This window comes from Leifsonia naganoensis, from assembly GCF_013410615.1.
Classification (GTDB): domain Bacteria; phylum Actinomycetota; class Actinomycetes; order Actinomycetales; family Microbacteriaceae; genus Leifsonia; species Leifsonia aquatica.
The window spans coordinates 1,784,149-1,801,691 of the sequence record NZ_JACCHJ010000001.1 but is presented as its reverse complement, the minus strand read 5'-3'; the positions used below and the strand labels follow the sequence as shown (position 1 = coordinate 1,801,691).

18 protein-coding genes are annotated in these 17,543 nt (G+C 70.1%); 9 read left to right on the top strand and 9 right to left on the bottom strand.

Annotated elements, in window-relative coordinates; translation table 11 throughout:
* Positions 1-459: 459 nt before the first annotated feature.
* From HNR14_RS08710 to HNR14_RS08690, 5 genes are all read right to left on the bottom strand, one after another.
* Complete coding sequence (locus HNR14_RS08710) at positions 460-786, bottom strand: hypothetical protein (protein WP_246311547.1); 327 nt, start codon at positions 784-786, stop codon at positions 460-462.
* Positions 776-1,204 (bottom strand): flagellar export chaperone FliS, encoded by a 429-nt coding sequence (gene fliS, locus HNR14_RS08705; protein ID WP_179700714.1) that lies wholly within the window; start codon positions 1,202-1,204, stop codon positions 776-778. The genes HNR14_RS08710 and fliS overlap by 11 nt, the downstream gene beginning before the upstream one ends.
* Positions 1,204-2,586, bottom strand: a complete 1,383-nt coding sequence (gene fliD, locus HNR14_RS08700) for a flagellar filament capping protein FliD (RefSeq protein WP_179700713.1) — start codon at positions 2,584-2,586, stop codon at positions 1,204-1,206. Before fliD ends, fliS begins: the two co-directional genes overlap by 1 nt.
* Positions 2,587-2,752: 166 nt before the next feature.
* Entirely contained in the window at positions 2,753-3,586 is an 834-nt protein-coding gene (locus HNR14_RS08695; protein ID WP_218874998.1) for a flagellin N-terminal helical domain-containing protein, read from the bottom strand.
* 117 nt (positions 3,587-3,703) lie between these two features.
* On the bottom strand, positions 3,704-4,528 hold the full coding sequence (locus HNR14_RS08690) for a sigma-70 family RNA polymerase sigma factor (RefSeq protein ID WP_179700712.1): 825 nt from the start codon (positions 4,526-4,528) through the stop codon (positions 3,704-3,706).
* A 422-nt stretch (positions 4,529-4,950) separates the two neighbouring features.
* Between HNR14_RS08690 and flgN the strand changes: the two genes are divergently transcribed.
* The 4 genes from flgN to fliW are packed head-to-tail and all read left to right on the top strand — an operon-like array spanning position 4,951 to position 8,139.
* Entirely contained in the window at positions 4,951-5,442 is a 492-nt protein-coding gene (gene flgN, locus HNR14_RS08685) for a flagellar export chaperone FlgN (RefSeq protein WP_179700711.1), read from the top strand.
* 4 nt (positions 5,443-5,446) lie between these two features.
* A complete protein-coding gene (flgK, locus tag HNR14_RS08680; protein WP_179700710.1) occupies positions 5,447-6,871 on the top strand; it encodes a flagellar hook-associated protein FlgK in 1,425 nt (474 codons plus the stop codon).
* A 3-nt stretch (positions 6,872-6,874) separates the two neighbouring features.
* Positions 6,875-7,759 carry a flagellar hook-associated protein FlgL gene (gene flgL, locus HNR14_RS08675; protein WP_179700709.1) on the top strand — a complete coding sequence of 295 codons (885 nt, stop codon included), beginning with the start codon at positions 6,875-6,877 and terminating at the stop codon, positions 7,757-7,759.
* Positions 7,756-8,139 (top strand): flagellar assembly protein FliW, encoded by a 384-nt coding sequence (fliW, locus tag HNR14_RS08670; protein ID WP_179700708.1) that lies wholly within the window; start codon positions 7,756-7,758, stop codon positions 8,137-8,139. The genes flgL and fliW overlap by 4 nt, the downstream gene beginning before the upstream one ends.
* A 17-nt stretch (positions 8,140-8,156) precedes the next feature.
* On the opposite strand, the gene HNR14_RS08665 is transcribed toward fliW, so the two are convergent.
* Complete coding sequence (locus HNR14_RS08665; protein ID WP_179700707.1) at positions 8,157-9,434, bottom strand: serine hydrolase domain-containing protein; 1,278 nt, start codon at positions 9,432-9,434, stop codon at positions 8,157-8,159.
* Positions 9,435-9,589: 155 nt separating this feature from the next.
* Between HNR14_RS08665 and HNR14_RS08660 the strand changes: the two genes are divergently transcribed.
* The 4 genes from HNR14_RS08660 (at position 9,590) to HNR14_RS08645 (ending at position 12,611) form a co-directional block, all read left to right on the top strand.
* Positions 9,590-10,003: a DUF4383 domain-containing protein gene (locus HNR14_RS08660; protein WP_021757536.1), complete on the top strand. Its 414-nt coding sequence runs from the start codon at positions 9,590-9,592 to the stop codon at positions 10,001-10,003.
* Positions 10,004-10,032: 29 nt separating this feature from the next.
* Complete coding sequence (locus tag HNR14_RS08655; protein ID WP_179700706.1) at positions 10,033-10,539, top strand: hypothetical protein; 507 nt, start codon at positions 10,033-10,035, stop codon at positions 10,537-10,539.
* 173 nt (positions 10,540-10,712) lie between these two features.
* Positions 10,713-11,840 carry a nuclear transport factor 2 family protein gene (locus HNR14_RS08650; protein WP_179700705.1) on the top strand — a complete coding sequence of 376 codons (1,128 nt, stop codon included), beginning with the start codon at positions 10,713-10,715 and terminating at the stop codon, positions 11,838-11,840.
* A gap of 120 nt (positions 11,841-11,960) precedes the next feature.
* On the top strand, positions 11,961-12,611 hold the full coding sequence (locus HNR14_RS08645) for a biliverdin-producing heme oxygenase (RefSeq protein ID WP_021760177.1): 651 nt from the start codon (positions 11,961-11,963) through the stop codon (positions 12,609-12,611).
* A gap of 20 nt (positions 12,612-12,631) precedes the next feature.
* Here the strand turns inward: HNR14_RS08645 and HNR14_RS08640 are convergent, their stop codons facing one another.
* Together HNR14_RS08640 and HNR14_RS08635 are read right to left on the bottom strand one after the other, a co-directional pair.
* Complete coding sequence (locus HNR14_RS08640; protein ID WP_021760175.1) at positions 12,632-12,982, bottom strand: FHA domain-containing protein; 351 nt, start codon at positions 12,980-12,982, stop codon at positions 12,632-12,634.
* A 9-nt stretch (positions 12,983-12,991) separates the two neighbouring features.
* Complete coding sequence (locus HNR14_RS08635; RefSeq protein ID WP_179700704.1) at positions 12,992-14,314, bottom strand: ATP-dependent DNA helicase; 1,323 nt, start codon at positions 14,312-14,314, stop codon at positions 12,992-12,994.
* Between the two features lie 92 nt (positions 14,315-14,406).
* On the opposite strand from HNR14_RS08635, the gene HNR14_RS08630 reads away from it, so the two are divergent.
* Positions 14,407-15,447, top strand: coding sequence for a hypothetical protein (locus HNR14_RS08630; protein WP_179700703.1), 1,041 nt, complete (start codon positions 14,407-14,409; stop codon positions 15,445-15,447).
* A 12-nt stretch (positions 15,448-15,459) separates the two neighbouring features.
* Here HNR14_RS08630 and HNR14_RS08625 read toward each other — a convergent pair whose 3' ends face one another.
* Positions 15,460-17,433 (bottom strand): bifunctional copper resistance protein CopD/cytochrome c oxidase assembly protein, encoded by a 1,974-nt coding sequence (locus tag HNR14_RS08625; protein ID WP_343064442.1) that lies wholly within the window; start codon positions 17,431-17,433, stop codon positions 15,460-15,462.
* Positions 17,434-17,543: the final 110 nt, after the last annotated feature.

Genomic DNA, 17,543 nt, shown 5'->3' with positions numbered 1-17,543 from the left:
CGTTAGCAAGATGTGCGCGAGTCGTCCACGCACGCAGGATCACGGTGTGGAAAGTGTGGATTTTTCCCCTCCGGAAGAGGTATACCCACAGGGTCATCCACAGCTTCAACAGGGGTGTGAATTACACGCCTGTGGTTTCGAAGGGATGTTCGATCCGCGCGATTTTCGCGCGTTCTTGCTGATCAGTGGGCCTTTTGGTTTTCTGTGTGTTCTGAGTCTCCACACATCTCGCGCGTGTCCTCCACACTTTTCGCCCCTCCATCCACCACTTCTCCCCAGAGTTATCCACAGGTGGACAACTCTGGGAACACGCAGTGTCGTGGACTCCCCGGTTCACCCCCACCCGGTGAACGGGTCTTGAACAGCCGATGACGGCCGCGGACACGCCCGGAGCGCCCTCCGCGGCACGCGAGCGACGATTAAGAGTGCTGCTCATATGAGCAGAAGCGACGCGCTCGATCAGCCGAGCAGGTCGAAATACACCGGCCGCGGGCCCTGCTCGGTGCGGGGCACGGACTTCACGGCGGCCAGGTGCTTCGCCGTCGTCTGGCGCACGTCCTCGAGGTAGCGGATGGTGTGCAGTTGAGCCTCCAGCAGGCGGGCGGCACGGTCGTGCAGCTCGGGCGGGATGGGTCCCAGCGCGATCGGCGGACGCCACGGCACGGGCTCGGCCTGCGCGAGCGCGCGGTGGAGCTCGGCCTCCATCCGCTCGAGCGCGTCGGCCCAGGCCCCGGCGGCGTCGACCGTCGCAGCCTCGACCGCGGGGGAGTCCTGCTCAGGCGACACCGAGGTCGCTCCCGCTCGCACCCGCGCCGGCGGCCGGGATCGCCGCGGCGGCCTCGTGCCAGGCCTGGCGCAGCGGCTCGACGAGGTCGATCGCCTCCCGCACCTTGGCGGCGTCGCGCTCGACGGTCACGTCGACGATCAGCTCGGCCAGGTAGGTGTACAGCTGCAGGAGGCCGTCGGCACCGTTCCACAGGTCCACGCGCAGGCTCGAGGCGAGCTCGGCGACGATCTGATCGGCGTGCCGCAGGTTCTCCCAGGCGATCGGCCAGTTGTCGGCCGTCAGGGCCGCCTCGGCGCGCGTCAGGTCGAGCACGAGCCGGTCGTAGAGCATCGTCAGCAGCCGCGCGGGGCTGGCCGAGAGCACGCTGTCCCGGTTGTAGGCGGAGAGCTTGGCGGCGGCGGAGTTGAGCATCGTCATCACGAGCTCGTCGAGAGGGAGGCCAGCTGGCCGGTCAGCCAGTTCGACTGCGACTGGAGCTTCTGGAGGTTGACCTCGAGGTTCGCGTAGGTCTTCTCGAGACTGCTGCGCCGATCGGCGAGGCGCGTGTCCCAGTCGGTGATCTGCGAGTTGAGGCTCTTGACGGTCGACTGCTCGCCGGTGATCTTGGTGGTGATCGTGCCGTCGTACTTGTCGCTCGCCGCCGTGGCAGCATCCGCGACGCGCTGGGCCACGGCCGCGACGGCCGCCTTCACCTTCTCCGGGTCCGCGGCGAGCGCCGCCGCGAACTTGTCGGCGTCGAACGTCATGTTGCCGTCGCTCGTGATGGAGATGCCGTAGGTCGAGGGGGAGATGCCGTCGATGGGCGCGGAGGCCGCGTCGAGCAGCTTCTGGTTTGCGTCGCGCACCGTGGAGTCGCCGGTGAAGGTGCCCGCCGTGACGACGGTGCCGCCGGCGGCATCGGTGGTCGTGGTCACCGCCTGCTTGGTCGCGATCAGCGCGAAGATGTCGTTGAGGCTCGTGACCAGGGATTTCGCGACGTCCGAGATCGCCTTGTCGTCGCGCGCCACGGTCAGCGTGACGGGAGTCGTGGAGGCTGCGCTCACCGTCAGGGAGACGCCCGGCAGGACGTCGGCGAAGGTGTTGGTCGACGAGGTGACCGTCTGGGCGGCGCCCGTGCCGCTCCACAGGGTGATCGAGGCGTCCTGGGCCTGGCGGACCTGGGCGGCACCGGGTTCGGTGAGCAGGTTCGTCGCGGTGCCGGCCGAGACGTCGGCTGTCGACCCGCGGTAGGCGGTGAAGGACCCCTCGGCACCGGTCTTCGTCGAGCTGAGCTGGAGGCGGTAGAGCTTCTCACCGGTCGACGGGTCGAGGCCCGCGGCCACGCGGGTGGCGGTCACGCCCACCCCGGCCTTGTTGATCGCCGCGGCGACGTCGGCGAGCGACGAGCTGCTGGCGGTGATCTGCTTCATCGTGCCGTCCGCTGCGACGAAGGTGAGGACGGGCGGCTCGTCCGGCCACTGGGTGAGCGGGCCGGTGACGGTGACCTGCGACTGGGCCACCGTGTCGACCGTGAAGTCGATGGTGCCGTCCACCGCGCCGGTGCCCGCGGTCACGACGACCTTGTCGGAGCTCGAGGTGGCCGTGTGGAGGTCGCTCGCCGCCGGCTTGGCGGTCTTGCCCGCCAGATCGGCGAGAGCCGCCACCTTGGTGTTCAGCGACTGCATCGCCGTGATGTAGGTCGTGGAGTCGGTGACCTTGTTCTTCAGCAGGGTCTGCGGGACAGCCTCCGCCTGCATGAGCTGGTTGATCAGATCCGTGGTGTTCAGACCACTGATCAGACCGTCGACGGCCATTCCCATCGGTGATCCCTCCCTGCTGGACGGCGGTGGCTGGTGCTGCTGCTGGTGGTGCGGGTGGTGCCGGTGGTGCTGGTGGAGCGGTGCGGCGGCCGGGATGCGCTTTGGGGCATCGCATCCCGGCCGCCTTCACTGCGGCTGGACGAGGGCTAGCGGACTAGCCCGTCGACTAGCGGAGCAGCTGCAGAACGCCCTGGCCCGACTGGTTGGCCTGGGCGAGCATCGCGGTACCGGCCTGCGACAGGATGTTGGAGCGGGTGTACTTCACCATCTCCTCCGCCATGTCGGTGTCGGTGATGCGGGACGACGCGGCCGACAGGTTCTCCTTGGAGACGTTGAGGCTGCGGATCGCGCTCTCGAAGCGGTTCTGCACGGCACCCAGGCTCGCGCGGGCGGTCGACACGTTCTTGATCTGCGTGTCGAGAGCCGTGATCGAGGTCAGGGCGTTGGCCGCCGAGTCGAACGTCAGGGCACCGACCGCGGTTGCGACGGTGGCGACGTTCGCGCCGGACAGGTCGACCGAGATCTGGTCGTTGGCCGCGGTGTCACCGGCGCCGACCTGGAAGGTCAGCGACGCGTTCGAGCCGTCGAGCAGCTTGATGCCGTTGAAGTTGGCGCTGCCCGAGATGCGGGTGAGCTCGCTGGTCAGCTGGTCGACCTCGGTCTTGATGGCGCCGCGCGAGTCGGCGTTGTTCGAGTCGTTGCCGGCCTGGACGGCCAGGTCGCGCACGCGCTGCAGGATCGAGTGGACTTCGGTCAGCTGGCCTTCAGCGGTCTGCACGACGCTGATGCCGTCCTGAGCGTTGCGGGCGGCGACGGTGATGCCGCCGACCTGCGACTTCAGGCCCTCCGAGATGGCCAGGCCCGCCGCGTCGTCCGCCGCACGGTTGATGCGGAGGCCGCTGGACAGCTTCTCGAGCGACTTCGAGAGGTCGCTCTGCGTGTTGTTCAGGTTGCGGTAGGCGTTGTTGGCCGCGATGTTGGTGTTGATCTGCATACCCATGATGTTTCCTCCATGATCCGGGCTTGATGTTCGCGGCCCATCCGTGGTCCGCAAACCCTTCTATCGGCCGTCCCGTCGGCTCCGTTAGGCACCGGCCCGCGCGAGCGGGCGCTGGTGTCAGGAGGCGCGGACGGACGTGGGCGAGGTGGGGGAGAGCGGCGCCGGGTGGGCGCCGAGGTGCGCGACGGCGTGCTGCGCCAGCCGGGCCAGGTAGGCGCTGCGGCGGGCCTGGGAGGTCTTGGCCTCGATGACCTCGGGGTCGCCTTCGTCGGCGTAGTGGGTCGCCATGCCCTCGCGCATCAGGCGGATGGCCTCCGACCGCTGCTGCGACACGGCCGAGTGGGTGATCCCGAGCTCCTCGGCGATCTCGGTGACCGTGCGGTCGTCGAAGTAGATGGCCTCCACGATGGAGCGCATCCGGTCGGGGAGGGCGGCGACGGCGGCGCGCACGTAGGCGGTGCGCTCGCCGGTCATCAACGACTCCTCCGGCCCGACGGTGTCGGAGACGAGCAGCGGCTCGATGGTCTCGTCGAGGGCGGTGACGGTGCGGGCGGCGTCGGCGAGGCCGGCCGCGGCCGTCTGGCGGTCGACGCCGAGCGCGTCGGCGATCTCCTCGACGGTGGGGGTGCGGCCGAGGGCGGCCGTGAGGCTCTCGCGCACCGCGACCGTCTCCTTGATGCGCTTGCGCGCGGAGCGGGTCGCCCAGTCGCTCGCGCGCAGCTCGTCGGCGAGGGCGCCGAGGATGCGGGTGCGGGCGTATGCGCCGAACGGCACACCGGTCGATGCGTCGTACGCGTCGGCGGCGGTCACCAGAGCGAGGGAGCCCGCCGAGGCCAGGTCGTCCCTGGACAGGTGCGTGGCGCGCGAGACCAGGTCGGAGACCAGGTAGCCCACCAGTGGCAGGTTGTCTACGACGAGCGCGTTTCGTTCGTTGCGGTTCACGCGTGCGACCCCTCTTCATCGGACGGGTACCACGAATCCGGCCCTCCAGGATCGGGCGGAACGGGTACTCGGGCGGTGCTGTTGATGCTCGGGCTGGGTCGGGTGCCGAGCGGGTGCTAGGGGTCTTCCGTGTTCACGGTAACAACGCGGACGCACTCCGGTCGCGCCTCCGATGCCCCCACTACAGGGCAGAACGCACCCCCAAAAATGGGAATACTCACATCCACGGATACGACCTGTGAACCTGATAAGGGGATGCTGTGGATCGGCGCTCCGCACTGAGGGTATTCGCAGCCTCCCGCCCCTAACATCGAGGCCACCGGTGCCGATTGTCCCTTGTGTCGACGGGCATTCCGCCCGTCGTCTCCGTCACCCGAGGGGACCGCGTGCGCACAACGACTCACGAGGAAGTCAGGAGCGACATGGCCGCGAGCGAACTGTCCGCGCAGCTCTGGAAGGAGCGCGAGCTCCTGGAGCTGCTGCTGTTCAAGCTGGAGGAGGAGCAGCTCCTGCTCATCGCCGGCAAGTCGCGCTGGATCTCCCACGCCACCCGTGAGGTCGAGCAGGTCATGGAGCGGATGCGCGTCGTCGGCCTGACCCGCACCGTCGAGGTCGCCGAGGTGGCCGAGGGCTGGGGTCTCGGGCCGGACGCGACCCTGCGGGAGCTCGCCACGGCGGCGCCGGACGGCATCTGGTCCGACATCTTCGGCTCCCACCTGGCGGCGATGATCGAGCTGACCGGTCAGATCGCCGAGGTGCGCGACATCAACGAGCGCTTGCTGCGCGAGGCCTCCCGCTCCACGCAGGAGACGCTGAGCGGCCTCTCCGCCGCGGGCGACCCCGGTCTGTACGGGTCGGCGGGCGAGAGCCGGTCCGGCGACGGCGGCGCACGATTCTTCGACACGGAGGCGTAGCGGGATGAGCACCTTCAGCGGTCTGAACACCGCGTACACCGGCCTGGTCGCGGCCAAGGCGGGCCTCGACGTCGTCGGGCAGAACCTGGTCAACGCGAACACCGCCGGCTACACCCGCCAGCGGGTCTCGACCACGGCCGTCGCGCCGCTCGGATCGACCGGCCTGTTCAGCGGGGGAGTGAAGCCCGGTCAGGGCGTGTTCGTCGGCGGCGTCCAGCGGCTCGACGACGCGGCGCTGAGCTCGCGCGTGCGCACCACGTCCGCCGTGGCCGGCTACTCCGGCACCCGGGCCCAGGCGCTCGCCACCCTCGAGTCCTCGCTCAACGAGCCCGGCACCAACGGCATCTCCGCCCAGCTCCAGAAGTTCTGGTCGGCGTGGGGCGACGTCTCCAACCAGGCGGGCGAGCAGGCCCCCGCGGGCGTGCTGCTCGGGCAGGCCGGCAGCCTCGTCACCCAGATCGCCCAGGGGTACCAGGCGGTCGACGACCAGTGGACGGCGCTGCGCACGCAGGCGAGCGGCATGGTCGACGACCTGAACTCCGCGGCGAGCGCCGTCGCCGAGCTCAACGGCCGCATCCGGTCGGCTCTCGCCGCAGGCGACTCGGCCAACGAGCTGATGGACCAGCGGGACACCCTGACCACGAAGATCGCCTCACTGGCCGGGGGAGTGGTCCGGGCCAACGAGGACGGGACCGTGGATGTGCTGGTCGCCGGGAACGCCCTGGTGCAGGGCACCGAGGCGAAGACCGTCGCGCTCGCCGGTGCGCAGCGGATGAGCGATGCGGCCGGCGACCCGTTGCGGCTGGAATGGTCGTACCGGCCCGGCGTCGCGATCGCGATGGAGGGCGGCTCGATCGCGGGAGCCGTCTCGACACTCGCCCCCGCCGACGCGTCCGGCACCGGAGGAGTGCTCGCCGAGGCCGCCGCCGGCTACAACAGCTTCGCTGTGACGATCGCCCAGCGCGTCAACGACATCCACCGCACGGGTTCGACCAGCTCCGGCACGACCGGCCTCGACTTCTTCGCCATCGACGCGAGCAAGCCGGCGGCCCTCGGGCTCTCGGTCGTGCCGACGGATGTCTCGCAGATCGCCACGGGGACGCCGGGAGCCGGCGGCAGCGACGGGAGCGTCGCCGACGCGATCGCGAAGCTCGGCACCGGCACGAACGCCGTCGACAAGCAGTGGTCCGCGTTCGTGGTGCGCATCGGCGTCGCGAGCAAGGTCGCGCAGCAGCAGGGCGACCTGGCCGCGCTCTCCGCGAGCTCGGCCACCAGTGCGCTGCTGGCCAACTCCTCCGTCGACCTCGACGAGGAGAACATGAACATGCTCGCGTTCCAGCACGCCTACCAGGGTGCGGCACGCGTGATGACGGCTGTGGACGAGGCGCTCGACGTGCTCATCAACCACACCGGACTGGTCGGGAGGTAATCCGTGTTCACCCGTGTGACGAACGCCACGCAGACGCTCACCGCGCAGCGCAACCTGCAGCTGAGCCTGCAGCGCCAGGCGCAGCTCTACGACCAGGCGACCAGCCGCCAGCAGATCACCAAGCCGTCGGACGACCCGACGGCCACGGCGAGCGCGCTCGGCGTGCGGGCCGACCAGGCCGCGACGGCGCAGTACCAGCGCAACGTCGACAACGGCGACGCCTGGCTCACCACCGCCGACTCCACGCTCAGCTCGGTCGAGGACATCATGCGCCGCGTGCGCGACCTGACCGTCACGGGCGCGAACGACGGCGCGCTGTCCGCCGAGGCGAAGGAGGCGATCGCCACCGAGCTCGACGGCCTCAAGAAGTCGCTGCTCTCGCTGGCGAACACCACCTACCTCGGCCGCACCGTCTTCGCCGGCAACTCCGACGCCGGCGTCGCCTTCCAGCCCGACTACTCCTTCACCGGAGCGGCGGGAAGTACAGTGGAGCGCAGGATCGGCCCGGACACGACGGTGCGGGTGGATGCGGACGGCGCCGCGGTCTTCGGAACCGGCTCCGGCTCGGTGTTCGCCCTGATCGACGGCATCTCGAACGATCTGCGGACGGGGGTGAACGTCGGCCCCCGCCTGGGCGGGATCGACGACAGGATGAAGGCGATCGTGGGAGAGCACGCGGAGATCGGCGGTCGGCAGACGCGCCTCGACAAGGCGAAGGACACCCTCGCCGTCGGTGCGAACGCGCTGGAGGCGCAGCGGTCGAGCCTCGAGGACGTCGACCTGAGCAAGGTGCTCCTCGACCTCAAGACGCAGGACGTCAACTACCAGACCGCGATCGCCGTCACGGCCCGCGTGCTGCAGCCGACGCTGATGGACTTCCTCCGATGAGCGCCGTCGCGTTCGTCACGCCGCCTCCCGGCCTGGAGCCGCTCGCCGCGTTCGAGCTGACCGCCGTCGACGGAGCCGCCGGCCTCTACACGCTGGCCTCGACCGAGCGCCCGGAGATCCGGCTCTTCACGATCGACGCGGAGCGCCACCTCCCTGGCTACTCGCCGGAGCTGCCCGACGACCGCGCCGTCGAACTGGGCATCGCGGCCGCGGAGCAGGCACTGCTCCTGGTCGTCGTGACCCCGTCGCTGCAGGGCAGCACCGTCAACCTGCTCGCGCCGATCGTCGTGAACCGCGAGACCGGCGCCGCCGTGCAGCTCGTGCTCGACGACGACGCGTTCCCCGTACGCGCCGAGCTGGCCGCCCTCGCGGGCGCCTGAGCGACGGGCGACCGCTCCTACTTGCCCGCTTCCGGCGCCTTCGCCGGGCACGGCGCCGACTTCGTCATCGCGTCCACCGTCTGCGCCTCCGACCAGGGGAGCGCGTCGACGACCTTGGTCCCCTTCGCCGCGGCCGGGACCTTGGAGACGATGGACGAGAGCCGTTGCGCCAGCGCCTGGGCGAACCCGGCGCCCGGTGTCGAGTTGTTCAGTGCGACGACGACCGTGAGGCCCGAGGCCGGGTCCGTGTACATCGCCGACAGATAGCCCGGGATGGCCCCGCTGCTGCCGCGCAGCGGGCCGAGCAGCTGCACGCCGAGCCCCTGCTTCTGCCAGGAGGCTCCGCTCGCCACGCCCTTCATCTGGGCGTCGGCCGTCTTGTCGCCGCGCAGCGAGCCTGCCGCGAGCGCCTCGCTGAACGCCTTCAGGTCGTGGAGGTTCGAGACGACGCCGCCGGCGGTCCAGCCCATCGACGGAGAGAGGTGCGAGACGTCGCGCATCGGCTCGCAGACCACCGCTCCCGCGCCGTCGACGCCGGCGGCGTACCCGGCGGGATGCGGCCCGGGGACGGCGAGGATGGAGGAGGCGGGCAGGGCGCTCGCGTCCATCCCGAGCGGCCCGAAGACATGCGACTCGTAGAGGTCGGGCCAATCGCTGCCCGCGGCGTTGCGCACGGCCATGCCGACGAGCACGGCGTTGGTGCGGGCGGGGGAGTAGTTCTCGCCCGGCTTCCCCGTCCGCGGAGCGGCGATGCCCTCGCTCGCCAGCTCGAGCGGCGGCCACTGCCGAGTCGGGTTCATCAGCATGCGGCTGCTGAGCTGGGCGGAATAGTCCCCGAGGCCGGAGGTCCCCTGGCAGAGCTCTCGCATGGTGACGCCTTCGACGCCGACGAGGCCGGGCACCCACTTGGTCAGCGGGTCGTCGAGGCCCATCGTGCCGTCATCCACCAGATCGAGGAGGACCGAGCACGTCATCGGGACGGTGTTCTGCCCGATCCGGAAGGTCATGGCCTCGGTGACGGGCTTCGGGCCGCCGCGGGTCGTCGTGCCGGTGGCGGCCGTCCAGCTGCCGGCCCAGGGAGCCCACACCCCGGCGAACCCGGCCGACGCGTCGGCGAGAGTCATGGCGTCCGTGAGGGCGCCGTCCAGTCGCTTCTGCACATCGGCGCTGAATCCGCCCGGTCGCTGCGTGGGCAGATCGGTCGCGGCGGACGAGGTGCAGCCTGCCACGGCGAGCAGGAGCATCCCGGCCGTGGCCGCGAGGACGGCCCGTCCGATCCGGTTCGCTCCGCGCATGGACTCCCCCGTCGTCGTGGTGCTGTCGTACGGATTCTAGCCCGGGCACGAGGGGGCGCGAAGAGCCGTCCGGCCGGTCCGCCAATCCGATTCCGCGCGTGCTGCGAAGACCAGATGAGGCGCGCAACCGTGCGCCGTCCAAGGAGGAACGAACCATGCGCACATCACCGAACCGTCTCGTCGCCACCATCTTCGGCGCCGTCTACCTGCTCGTCGGCCTGCTCGGCTTCGCCTTCACCGGCGGCGTCGGCTTCGTGGCCACCAAGGGCGGGCTGCTCCTCGGCATCTTCGAGGTCAACCCGCTCCACAACATCGCCCACCTGCTGATCGGTGCGGCGCTGCTCATCGCCGGCCTCACCCGGGCAGCGGCCGCGAAGGCGGTCAACACGACCGTCGGCGCCGTCTACCTGCTGCTCGGCATCGTCGGCTTCTTCCTGGTCGGGACGGGCGCGAACATCCTCGCGCTCAACACTCCCGACCACTTCCTCCACTTGGCGAGCGCGATCGTGCTCCTCGGTGTCGGTCTCGGTGCCGAGCGGACCGTGCGCTCCACTCCGGCAGCCGTCTGACCGACATGGCCACGGCTCCCTTGAGCAGGATGTCAGGAACCCCGGTCGCCCCTCCGGCCCGGGCGTTCCTCGCCGTGGCCGCACTGGGGGCGGGCCTGCTTCACGCAGCGCTCGCCCCCAGCGCACCTCTTCCGCTCCTCGTCGTGCTCCTGGCCGTCGCGGTGGCGGAGCTCGGCTGGTCGGTCTCGACGCTCGCGCGCGACCGACCCCTCCTCTTCCGTCTCGTCCCCGCCCTGGCCCTCGTGCCGGTCGGACTGTGGGCGGCACTCGCCGTCGTCGGCGCCACCGCCAGCTCGGGCACGGTGATCAGCCTCCCGCTGCTGCCGATGGCCGTCGCGTCGCTGCTCGATGTGGCCGTCGCCGCCGTCAGCGCCGTGGTGCTGCGGAGGGCCCGCCCTGCCTCCCAGCACACCGGAGCGTTGCGCTTCGTCGCCGCCCTGGCCCTGAGCGCCTCGGCCGTCTGCGCGGTCACGATCCCCGCGCTCGGCCTGACCGACGCGGGCTACGCCGCGGTGAAGGTCGGCCACCACCACTGACGGCGGGGCGCGCCCGCTTTGTCCCCCTCACGACTCTCCCCATAGGCTGTTCCCAGGAACTCGGGGATTCCGTCATCCGCCTGCCGGCCGTCGGCCGCACGCCGATGTCCGCGCACGCGCGCCGGGCCCCGGCATGAGCCGACACCAGAAGCACACGATGACAGGGGGATCCCGTGACCGACCCGACCACTCCGCCCGGCGACCAGAGCCAGAACCCGACGGGGGAGCCGCCCGCGGCACCCGCGGCACCGGCCGGGCCCGAGGCGCCCGCCGCGCCGCCCGCCGCCCCTGACGCGCCCGTCGCGTACGCCCCCGCGCCCAACCCGTACGCCCCCGCGCCCGGCACGAAGACGGGGATCCGACCGTGGGTGTGGTGGGTGATCGGAGGCGCGGTCGCACTGGTCGTGGTCATCGTCGTCGCCATCGTGCTCTTCATCTCCCTGCTCGGCGGCAACGGCGCGAAGAGCGTCGCCGAGGAGTACCTCCACGACATCGCGAAGGGCGACGCGTCGGCGGCCAACAAACTCGCCCGCGCCGACTCGTCCGACTTCCTGCTCACCGACGCCGTGCTCGCGAAGGCGAAGCACATCTCGGACCCGGCCGTCACGCGCACGCTCTCGAGCCGCAGCTCCGACCAGACCCAGGTCTCGGTCGCCTACAAGCTCGCGGGCAAGACGTACCGCGACACCATCGAGCTCGACAAGGACGACAAGGGCTGGTACGTCAGCCGTGGACTCGTCTACCAGCTGCCCTACGTCTCGTCGTCGATCGCCGGATTCACGGTGGACGGCGCCAAGCAGACCATCACGTCCGACGATTCCGAGGTCTCGGCGTACCCGGGCGTCTACTCGCTCGGCGCGCCGAACAAGTACTACGACCTGGCGGGCTCGCCCACGCTCACCGTCGCAGCGGGATCCTACGCCGACCTGAAGCTCGACCTCACGCCGTCCGCGGCGTACATCGCCGAGGTACAGAAGCAGGTCGACGCCCACTACGCGGAGTGCGCGACCAAGACCGCCTACTACGACGTGGAGGACTGCGGGATCGACCTCAGCTTCCCGTCCAACATGCCGGCCTCGGGATCGACCGTCGCCGTCACCGTCGTCGAGTCGCCGAAGGTCGAGGTCGGCGACAGCGACTCGTACTACCAGTTCAAGATCGGGGACGGTTCGTTCACCGCCGTGCTGACGGGATCGGACTACCGCGGCAATCCGGCGACGGAGAACCTGACCGGCCGCGCGGGATACATCAGCGCCGACATCTCGGTCAAGGATGACAAGGTCGTCGTCACCTTCAACTGACGGAACGATCTGCGGGAGGCCGGGCGAGTCAGTCGCCCGGCCTCGTCGCGTCCGCGCAGCTTGACGGATGGACCCGGATCCGTCATATTTAGGTAAGCCTTACCTGACCAGGAGACCCGAATGGCCGAACTGATCCCCTTCTCGCAGGCGCTCCGCGAGCGCACCCGTTCCGTTCACGAGGAGAGCGAGGGCGCGACCTTCATGCAGGACCTCATGAGCGGCAAGGGCAGCCGCGAGGACTACATCCACCTCCTGGCCCAGCACTACTTCATCTACGAGGCGCTCGAGGAGGCCGCGGTCAACATGGCCGGGGACCCGGTCGCGGCGCTCTTCATCACCCCGAAGCTGACCCGCCTCCCGGCCATCGAGGCCGACCTCGAGTTCCTGCTCGGCGACGACTGGCGCGACCGCATCTCGCCGTTGCCGAGCACCTTCCGCTACACGGCCCGCATCCGCGAGGTCGGGCACGACTGGCCGGGTGGTTTCATCGCCCACCACTACACGCGCTACCTCGGCGACCTCTCCGGCGGGCAGATCATCCGCACCCTCCTGCAGCGCCAGTACGGCTTCGAGACGAACGGCGTCGGCTTCTACCTGTTCTCCGACATCGCGAAGCCCAAGGTGTTCAAAGACGTCTACCGCTCGCAGCTCGACGCCGTCGACTGGACGGAGGAGGAGCGCGACCGCGTGATCGCGGAGGTCGGGCTCGCCTTCCGCTACAACACGGAGCTCTTCAACGACCTCGCCGCCGCGAAGGCCGCCGCGGCCTGACGCGCCGTCGGCGGTGCGGGTCAGCGCCTGCTGAGGGCGAAGCTCCCGCTGCCGAACCGGACGATAGAGCCCGGGTCGACCTCGTGCCGGGTGTTCGGGTCGCACGCGAACGTGCCGTCGCCCGGATACGCGATGGTCGTGCCGTTCGCCGACCCGAGGTCCATCACCCAGAACACGTCGTCGTACTGACCGAAGGCCAGGTGCGCGCGTGAGACGGACTTCGCGTCGTCGGAGACGGTGATCAGCTCCACGTGCGCCGGGTCGTCGAACTCGGTGCCGGGGGAGTGGACGACCGGGTTGCGGCCGATGACGCCGTTGCCGGTCGTCTCCACATGCTGACCGTCGCTGAAGTCCAGCACGAACGTGATCATCTGCTCTCCCTATGCCTTCGACTCCGCGCTCGCCACGCTCAGCGGCACGTGGACCGGGCGGGCGTCGCTCATGAAGCGCTCGACGTCCGGGTCGACCGTGATGTCGCTCGGCCGCAGCGGCCGCGTCAGGTACAGCCCGTCGAGCGTGGTGATGCGGCTGAGCGCCACATACGTCTGCCCCGAGGTGAAAGCGCGGGTTCCCAGGTCGACGATGGCCGCGTCGTACGTCTTGCCCTGCGACTTGTGGATGGTGACCGCCCACGCGAGCCGCAGCGGGAACTGCGTGAACTCGGCCACCACGTCCTTCGTGAGCTTCTTGGTCTCGGGGGAGTAGCTGTAGCGGAACTTCTCCCAGATCGTCGGCTCGACCTCGTGGATCTCGCCGTCGACGTCCACGTACACCGTGGAGTCGATGCGCGTCACGGTGCCGATCGTGCCGTTGACCCAGCGCGGACCGTCGCCCTGACCGACGTCGTTGCGCAGGAACATCACCTGGGCGCCCACCTTGAGCTCGAGGCTCTCCTCTGCGGGGTAGTTGCGGCCGCCGAAGTCGCCGCTGATCTCGGCCTTCGCCGTCAGTGCCCGGCCGGGGAGACGCTCGAGGGCCTGCGCGTTGATGCGGTTGACCGTGTCGTTGCGCGTGGCGAGCGTGATCGTGCCGTCGTCGGGGGCGGGTCGGGCGCCGACCTCGTTCAGCCGGTCGGCGATCTCCTTCGTGACCTGCCCGTGCCGCACGGCGTTGAGCATGTACCGGAAGTCGGACTCGTGCTGGCGGTGCACCTGCAGCAGCTCCACGATGCGGAGGTCGGCCTCCCGCCACACCTTCGCGTCGAAGAACCACATCGACCGGTAGGTGTCGCTGAAGTAGGCGCGCTCCTCCTGGTCGCCCGGCACGGGGGCGAGCTGGTACGGGTCGCCGAACAGCACCACCTGCACGCCGCCGAACGGCTCAGCCGGGCGCTGCCTGGCCTGACGCAGGCTGCGGTCGACCGCGTCCATCAGGTCGGCGTTCACCATCGAGACCTCGTCGATGACGAGCGTGTCGATCGTGTTGAGGAGCTTGCGCAGCTCGGCGGTCTGCTCGATGTCGTGATCGGCGATGACCCCGATCGGCAGCCGGAAGAGCGAGTGGATGGTCTGCCCGCCGACGTTGAGCGCGGCGACGCCGGTCGGCGCGGCGATGACGATCGACTTCTCCGTGTTCCAGGAGAGGTGGTTGAGCAGCGTCGACTTGCCGGTTCCGGCACGCCCCGTGACGAAGACGTGCTCCCGGGTGTGCTCGATCAGCTCGAACACCGCTTGTTGCTCCGGCGAGAGCGAGAGTCGGCCCATCCGAGTCCCTTTCCCCTCGCGCGACCTGGCGATCTACTCTAACCCGCCCGGCCTCCCGATTCCCTCTCTGCACAGGCCCCTAGGATGGCCTCATGGCTGGGGATGAGTCGGGGCACCGCACGCGCGCCCTGATCCTCTGGTCCGGGATCGGCCTCCTGCTGATCCTCGCGCTCGTCGCCGCGTTCGCGGCCGTGCAGCGCACGTACTACAGCGCCTCCGGGTTCGTCACCGGCTACGTGCAGACGCTCGCCACCCACGACGTCGCCTCCGCCCTGGCCATGCCCGGCGCCGCCCCGACCGCGACCGCGCTGAAGAAGGCCGGCCTCCCCACGGACGCCTCGCACGAGCTCCTCCGCGCCGACCTGCTGCCACGGATCAGCGACATCGCGGTCGTCTCCGACCGCGCCCTCCCGAGCGGCGAGCACAGCGTCACCGTGCGCGCGAAGTCCGACGGTCACGCCGTCACCGCGACCTTCGCCGTCGAGCAGTCCGGATCGGTGCTGGGCATCCTGCCCCTCTGGCGATTCGCGACCACCCCGCTCAGCGTCGCGCACGTGACCGTCGCCCACGCCCAGGACTTCACCATCGCGTCCCACACCGTGAGCCCCCGCGCCGCGGCACCCGATCAGCCCGCGACCGCCTTCAGCGTCGCCGCCGACTACCTCCTGTTCGCCCCGGGCCGCTACGAGCTCGGTCACACCTCGAAGTACCTCGACGCCGCCCCGGCCGTCGTCCTCGCGAAGCCCGCGAGCACGGTCGAGACCACCGTCGACGCCCAGCCGACCGCCGCCTTCACCGCGGCCGTCCAGAAGCAGCTGAACGCCTTCCTGGACCAGTGCGCGACCCAACAGGTGCTCCAGCCGGCCGGCTGCCCGTTCGGCGTCGAGATCGACGACCGCGTGCAGGGCCTCCCGACCTGGACGATGGCCACCTACCCCGCGGTGCACCTGACCGCCGGTCAGACCGCGTGGACGATGGACCAGGCGGTCGGCGTGGCCCACCTCTCGGTCACGGTCCAGTCCCTCTTCGACGGGACCGTGTCGCAGCGCGAGTCGGATGAGCGCTTCGCCGTCTCGCTCACCAGCGTGGTGATCCGCAGCGACGGATCGCTCGACATCGTGGTGGGGCAGTAGCCGCCCCGGCGGTCACTGCTGCTTGGCCCCGTCGCGTTCCGCCAGCCGGGCGAGCTGGTCGTTGTACGCACGCAGCTCCGCCTCGTTCGTGCGGTCGGCGTTGCGGTCGCGGCGTCGCGTCTCCCGCTCGTCGCTGCGGCTCCATTGGATGGCCACCACGATGGCGAGGATGACGGTCGGAATCTCGCCGATGCTCCACGCGATCCCCCCGCCGGTCTGCTGGTCGACCAGCGGCGAGTCACCCCACGTGCGCCCCATCGCCCCGAACCAGTCGGCCAGCAGGAGGCCGTGCATCTGCATGATCGAGAGGCCGAAGAAGGCGTGGAACGCCATGGTCAGCAGCAGGAGCAGCAGCCGGAACGGGTACGGCAGCCGGAACTTCACCGGGTCGATGCCGATCAGCGACTGCACGAAAAGGTAACCCGTGATGAGGAAGTGGACGACCATCCACTCGTGGCCGATATGGTCCGTCGTCGCCCAGCGGAAGATGGGCGTGTAGTAGAACGCCCAGAGCGAGCCCGCGAACAGGATGGCGGCGACGATCGGGTTCGAGATGATGCCGGCGAAGCGCGAGTGCACCGCGAGCAGGATCCATTCGCGTCCACCGCGCGAGCCGTCGTTGCGCTTGCGGATGGAGCGGGCGGCCAGCGTCACGGGTGCGCCCGGCACCAGCAGCAGTGGCACGGCCATCGTCAGCACCATGTGAGCCGACATGTGGGCCGAGAAGAGGTACTTCTCGTAGACGTTCACCCCGCCGTTGGTGATGTAGAAGAGCAGGGCGATGCCGAGCACCCAGAGCACCGTGCGGTAGATCGGCCAGGCGTCGCCGCGCTTGCGGAGGCGCCAGACCCCGGCCAGGTAGAAGAAGAGGGCGAAGGCGCAGGCGAGCACCCAGAGCAGGTCGAAGTTCCAGCTGGTGAAGAGCCGGCCCCAGGTCAGCTCGGGCGGGAGCTTCTCGCCGGTGAGGATCTCGGCCGGCGTCGGTGTCGCCGCACGCGTCTCGGGGACGGGCGTGACCGTGCGCGCGAGCGCGGCCGCCACGCCGGAGGCGATGCCCATGAAGGCGAGCTCGGCCGTGACGATCCACCAGAACGTGCCGCGCTTGCCGCCGGCCTTGAGGCGCCCGATCAGGATGCGCCGCTGCGAGACGCCGAACAGGCCGAGCACGACGAGCACCGCGACCTTGACCAGCACGAGGATGCCGTACGGCGTCGCCAGCTGGGCCAGGTTGCCGATGCGCAACTCGGCGTTCACGTAGCCGGAGGCGGCCACGACGATGAACGCGATGAGCGCGATCGACGAGTACCGCTCCATCACCGTGACGAGCCGGTCGCCGCCGAAGACGCCGCGCAGCACGATGATCGTCACCAGGCCGCCGAGCCAGATCGCCGCGAACAGCACGTGGAGGCCGAACGAGGTGACAGCGGCGTCGTGACCGGCGGCCTCCGCGCTGTGCCCTTGCTGCGCCATGGGGACCACGGCGGCCATCGCGAGGATGGTGACGAAGATGAGCGCCGTGTGGTTGCGCACCGCGAAGCAGAGCACCGTGACGGCGGCGGCGATCAGGGTGACGCCGAGCCAGGCCTGCCCGAGCGAGACGCTGGTGATGAACGAGCTGAGGCCGTTGCTGAAGGTCTCGTCGAACGACCACGGGACGTTCGAGACGCTCACGAAGGTGAAGAGGCCGGTCGCGGCGGCGGCCACGGTCATGACGGCCGCGCATCCCGCGGCGAAGTCGAGCGCTTTGCCGAACTCCTCGCGGTCGGGCGTGAAGACGAAGCACACGAGCACGAGCGCGCCGACGACGCCCGAGAGGCTGAGGTTGACCAGCAGCGTCGCGACCGGGAGGCCCCAGCGCACGAGAGCGCCCGGGTCGGCGAGCAGGGGAGCGTTCGCCCCGCCGCCGAAGGCGAGACCGGCGATGACCGACACCAGGGCGGCGACGAGCAGCGCGGCAGGGCCGATCACACGGACGATACGGGGCACTCGTCCAGCCTACGTCCCCGGGCCTGGACGCCCGCCCACAGCAGGCTCGCGCTCGGAGGCGACAGCGCCCGGATACGCGACGAGGGCGGCACCGCTGTACGCGGCGCCGC